This is a genomic window from Fusibacter sp. (genome assembly GCF_057447755.1).
On sequence record NZ_JBVBZF010000223.1, the window covers coordinates 1 to 5,889 of the forward strand.

Below are 5,889 nucleotides of genomic sequence, written 5' to 3' on the forward strand. Positions count from 1 at the left end.
ATAATCGAACATTTTTGCTTCAAAACAAGCATAAATATAACTACCAAGTGGCCGCACTTATTACCATTACGGACTATAAGTTGTTAATTGGCTATTTTGACAAAGAGTTTTTAGACCTGCTCATAAGCACTCTGGTTAGAAAGCTTGAAAACCTAGTTGACTATGGGAACCTATTTCAGTGGAGTGAAAATCAAATTCTTGTGCTTTTAAGAGACCACGAAGAAGCTGTGGATGCACATTTTCAACAGGCAATTATGCATTTATATGATGAGATGACTCAGAATATCTTAATAGTAAATCAGATGATTCGTCCTGAACTCGCGATAACTTGGACGCATTCTAAAGGTGAAGAGCAGGATATGCAAGGCGATTTACATAATTTAGAAGCAACCTTGACTTATGCTTTAAAACGGGATATTAAGGTTCTCGAGTATTCTCAAAAGCTTGAAATTGAATTTGAACGCTCTAAGCAGATTGAAATGCTCTTAAAGGATGCCATAATGAATAACGAGCTTTTCGTGTTATATCAACCTATTATTGACATCCAAGAAAATATTGTAAAAGGCTTTGAAGCCCTTGTCAGGTGGCAAAGTCCAATGCTTGGCATTATCCATCCACTGGAATTTATCTCAGTTGCTGAGACTAATCAAACAATTTTAAATCTGGGTCTCTATGTTGCAAATAAGGCTTTCGAATTGTTTGAGGAAATTAAAGATGACTTTCCCGGCATGATCATGGCCATTAATGTCTCTGTGGTTCAGTTAATGGATCAACACTTTTTCGACCAGATTCATAGCCTATGTAAACGCTATGGACTGTCACCAGATCAAATTGCACTTGAAATTACAGAGTCACAAAACCTCTATAATATTTTTAACGTCACTCAAAATTTAGGAAACTTTAGAAAAGAGGGTTACCTGATTTCGATAGATGATTTTGGAACAGGATTTTCTTCCTTGTCCAGAATCAATGAAATTAATCCCGACTTCATTAAGATTGACAAGGCATTTTTTGACTCGATTGAGACTTCCATTCAGTCTACTCTTTTGACCAATGGGATTATTGCCTTTACAGATCACATTGGATTAAATGTTATCGCAGAAGGGATTGAAACTGTTGAACAGCTCATATACCTTAAGAATCAAAATGTAAGATATATTCAGGGCTTCATTTTTAGTTACCCCTTAAGTGATATGCAAGTAAGACAAATGATTGAAACGCCAATAGATATAGAGAGCGTATTTTCTGAGGAAGTAAATGAAGACCTAAAGTTGCTTAAAAAATTTGATGAAAGCATTATGAATGAGCATATACAGTTAAAAGATTTAAGTTATGTTGAGTTTGATGAAAATCTTAAGATATTGAGCTGTAGCCGTTCCTTCATGGAATTGACAGGCTATGAGTTCGAGTCGATTATTAAAGAGACCATCCCCTTCTTTTTCGTTGAAGAAGATGGTGATATTTGGGTGGATTTGTATAAAAAATCGCCACATGCCTTTATGACGAGTATTGTCACCTCGTTTGGAAAAGAAATCCGTGTTATGGTCAATAGTAGGATGGAATATGATGAGAAGATCAGCAGTAATAAGATTTATTGTATTATCAAAGATCTGTCAGATCAGGCCAATGTCATTCAACAATTTCTATTGGAACAAGAGTCTTTTATCAAATTCTTTGAATTTTCGCCTCTGCCAAGTATTGTTTGGGAAGATGATTTTAACATAGTCGTTTCAAATGAACATGCCTTACAATTCTTTAAAGATCCCGAAAACAAAAGAAGTAGGCTTAACTTGAAAAATCTTCTAAGCGAAGAGGCGTTCAAGGAGTTCAGTTATTACTATAATCGCCTATTTGCAGGATTTGCACAAGAATTTACCATGTCAATCCTAGATAACAATGATAATGTTCACGAGACGCTCTGGTATAATGCGCCAATTTTAGATGATAATGACGAAGTGAAACAAGTGCTAACGATTATTCAAGACTTGACTGAGCTCAATAGACAGACCGAAATTTCTAGAATATTGAGCAATGCGGCGGATTTGTCAGACAGACTTATCATTTATACCAATGAAGTAAATGAGATATTATTTGCAAATAGAAAGACCATTGAAATGTTTGATTTAACAGAATATGGTTTTAACGTTTATTCAATGGACGATCTTGACATTAAGCTAATTGATAAAAATAGTGCAAGTGTTAAAATTGAGGCACTGGGATATGAACCTTGGTCAGGTGTCGCTCAGATTAAGGATAAAAACGGGAACATTAGAATTTATGATGCTCTGAGAGATGGTTCCTATTACAAGGATGCCAAACTCATTAAGGGCTTCCTATTTACCTTTAAGGACAGACATGATGATTTTAAAGACCAGCAGGAAATAGACGTCCTTAAAAGGGCTTTACTTGAACAGGACCGTCTGGTTTCCATGGGAAAACTCATTGCAGGGATTGCGCATGAGATTAATAATCCTTTGAGTTACTTGTTGAGCAATACCCAGTTCCTGATCGATTCTCAAGACGAATTGAGAAAAGTACTACCAGATGATTCGGACTTGATGGAAGATTTAGAGGATGTCTTTGGCAGTTTCAATGAAGGGCTCAACACCATAAAGACCATCGTATCCGATTTAAAAAGCTATTCGCGAAAAGATGATGAGAGTCAAAAGTCAGACTGTGATGTGAACTCAATTGTCTTGCAGACCTTGAGGATCGCGCATAATGAAATCAAGTACACCAGCCTTGTCAATCTTGATTTAGACAAGGATTTGCCTCACATTATGGCAAACAGTTCTAAACTCCAGCAGGTATTTTTGAACTTGATTATCAATGCAAACCATGCCATTATGGCCCAGTATGAAAATGGTATGGGTGAAATCACCATCAAGACACAATCTGAACCAGACAGTATCATTTGCACGATTGAGGACAATGGAATTGGAATGGCGCAAGATGTTTTAGAACATATTTTTGAAGCCTTTTACACCACCAAGGAAAAGGGTATAGGAACCGGTCTTGGCTTATCCGTTTCAAAAGAAATCATTGAAGAATACCACAAGGGTGAAATTTGGGTTGAAAGTACAGTTGGAATTGGGACTAAGTTTTCAATTAAATTGCCTTTGGCAGAGGCAGTGGAACAATAGTTTCTTCCCTAATAGTGGTAGACGTTTATATTGATGTATGGTAATCTTTAGTTAATAGACAAAACCTGAAGACGAGTTTATTAACTCGTCTTATTTTTAATCCATGTAAGCACAAGTAGAAAAGGAAGGCAATTTGGAAAATCAATTTAGTAATTTAGGGATATCAGAACCAATCGTTAAAGCGCTTGATAAAATGGGCTTTACAACACCAACAGACGTACAGAGGAATTCTATTCCTCATATTTTGGCATCAAAGGATTTGATCGTCATGTCTAAGACCGGAAGTGGGAAAACAGGTGCCTTTGGCATACCCGTATTACAGTCTGTGGATGGGATGACAAATGAACCACAAGCCTTGATTCTTACCCCTACAAGAGAACTGGCAGTTCAAGTAGATAGTGATCTTAAACTCATGTCCAAGAATTTAAAGCTCAGAACAATGGCAGTTTATGGACAACATAATATCAATACTGAAATTGAAGCGATTCAAAAGGGCGTTTCGGTGGTCACAGGAACACCAGGAAGAGTGTTCGACCATATTTCAAAAAAAACACTTTCGACCAAGGCCATCAAATATCTCATTCTAGATGAAGCAGATAGAATGCTAGATATGGGCTTTATCGATCAAGTGGTGAAAATTATCAAGGCCTTGCCTAAAAACAGGGTAACCCTCTTATTTTCTGCAACCATGCCAAGTGAAATTCAAAAGATATGCCGTGAGTACATGAAAGACCCTATCACGATTGAGCTAGAGTCCGACACGAAAACCGTAGATACTATAAAACAGCTTTACTACCGTGTAAAACCCGATGAGAAAAGGACACAATTGGATCGTATTTTAAAAATTGAGCAGCCTGATAGCTGTATGGTTTTTTGTAATACGAGACACACTGTTGATCGCGTTCATGACTATCTTTATCACAGAGGATATGTGGCAGATTCATTGCATGGGGCAAATACTCAAAGAAGTCGTACGCGAACGATTGAAAACTTTAAGAAGGGCTCACTACAAATTCTCGTGGCAACAGATGTTGCAGCACGTGGTATTCACATTGATGACCTGACTCTGGTAATCAATTACGATGTACCTTCTGAGAAGGACAGCTATGTTCACAGAATCGGTAGAACCGGTCGTGCAGGAAATGGCGGGAAAGCAATTACCCTTGTCACTTCATCGGATATCAGAAGTCTATATGAAATTGAGGAACATACAGGGGTTCTTATAGATGAAGAAGAATTGCCAACTGATGAAATGGTCAGAAATGCGATTTTAAATGCAAATGGCAAGTGGGTTGGTATTGAACCGAAGCCAAGAACACAGTCTCATCACAATAAACCGACACAATCACATCACGGGCGTACTTCATCTCAAAATGCAGGTAAAGATAGAAATTCAAATCGAGATTATAAACCTGTTAAAGGTCAAAAGAACTATAACTCAGAAAACCGTTCCAATACTTCTGGACGTCCTAAGCAGGATGGTCAAGGGAATAAGACGTCTCAAGCAAGAAATAATAATCAGGCGAGACCGCCGCATCAACCAAGATCAGGTAATGCATCAAGGCCTGCAGGTTCATCGAGACCGTCTGGTTCGTCAAGACCCAACACTTCCGCTAGACCACCACAAGCAGGGACTTCGACTCATGATCAAAGACCTCTATCACAAGGGCAAAGACCATCCACATCAAAAGCAAATACAGGTCTAAGACAAGCGCCGCAAACCATAAAGCCATCAGCTTCTGCGGTAAAAGCGCCAACGCATTCGCCTAAGGTCGATCAAAGTGTAAATTTAAGTGCTACAGCACCAAAGAAATCATTCTTTAAAAAGATTGTAGATCGCTTTAAAGGCGTAAAATAGAAGAATAAGCATCCATTAGGATGCTTATTTTTTGATTGAAACAAATGCAATCATCATGAAGTCTCATTTAGTGTTATTAAAAGAGATGTTTTCAATTTGATCAAATGCTTTTTTTAGTGTTGGAATATCCACGGTACAAGCGATGCGTATATATCCTTCGCCGCAATCTCCAAAGGCATTTCCTGGGATCGTTAGAACTTGTGCTTGATCTAGCAGAAGTTCGCTCACTTGTGAAGAGGAGAGCCCCGTTTTTTTGATATTGATAAAGAGGTAAAAAGTGCCTTTTGGTTCTGGGACCTTCATCCAAGAGATGGCATTTATCCTTTTGGCGGCGTAGAGAACTCGCTCCTTATATAATTCTATTGCCGGACCTTGTATCGTCGAGCGGTTTCTAAGGGCATAGACTGCGGCGCGTTGAGATATTGAAGGTGCTGTAAAGACGACATTTTCGTTGATGATTTGACAGGTCTTGATAATCATTTCAGGAGCAACAAGGTTGCCCACACGCCAGCCCGTCATGGTATAGTCCTTGGAAAAGCTGTTGATAATGATCAAGCGGTCTTTGATTTCAGGAAAAGTCACCAAGGAAATGAAATCTTCTTTAAAGGTGTAAGCCCCATAGATTTCGTCAGCAATAATGATAAGGTCATGATCAATTGCCAGCTGTACGACCCCTTTCAAGGTCTGGTGGTTAAAAACGGCACCTGAGGGATTGTTGGGTGAGTTGATGACAATCGCCTTGGTGCGTTCACTAATGGCGTGCTCGACGCTTCTGAGATTAAGTTGATAATCTTCGTCCTCAAGGGTGTCCACCACAATGGGTAAGCCTCTTGCCAGTTCTATCTGTTGGGTATATGGGGTGAAAAAAGGTGCATGGATGATGACTTC

At 38.7% G+C, this 5,889-nt stretch carries 3 protein-coding genes; 2 read left to right on the forward strand and 1 reads right to left on the reverse strand.

Features of this window, described 5'->3' with window-relative positions:
* Positions 1-3,143: EAL domain-containing protein (locus AC220I_RS16990; protein WP_486725056.1), on the forward strand; the 3,143-nt coding region annotated here is incomplete at its 5' end.
* Positions 3,144-3,276: 133 nt separating this feature from the next.
* Positions 3,277-5,001 carry a DEAD/DEAH box helicase gene (locus AC220I_RS16995; RefSeq protein WP_486725057.1) on the forward strand — a complete coding sequence of 575 codons (1,725 nt, stop codon included), beginning with the start codon at positions 3,277-3,279 and terminating at the stop codon, positions 4,999-5,001.
* Between the two features lie 63 nt (positions 5,002-5,064).
* Here AC220I_RS16995 and AC220I_RS17000 read toward each other — a convergent pair.
* Positions 5,065-5,889, reverse strand: an 825-nt coding sequence (locus AC220I_RS17000; RefSeq protein WP_486725058.1) for an aminotransferase class I/II-fold pyridoxal phosphate-dependent enzyme, incomplete at its 5' end; no start/stop codon positions are given.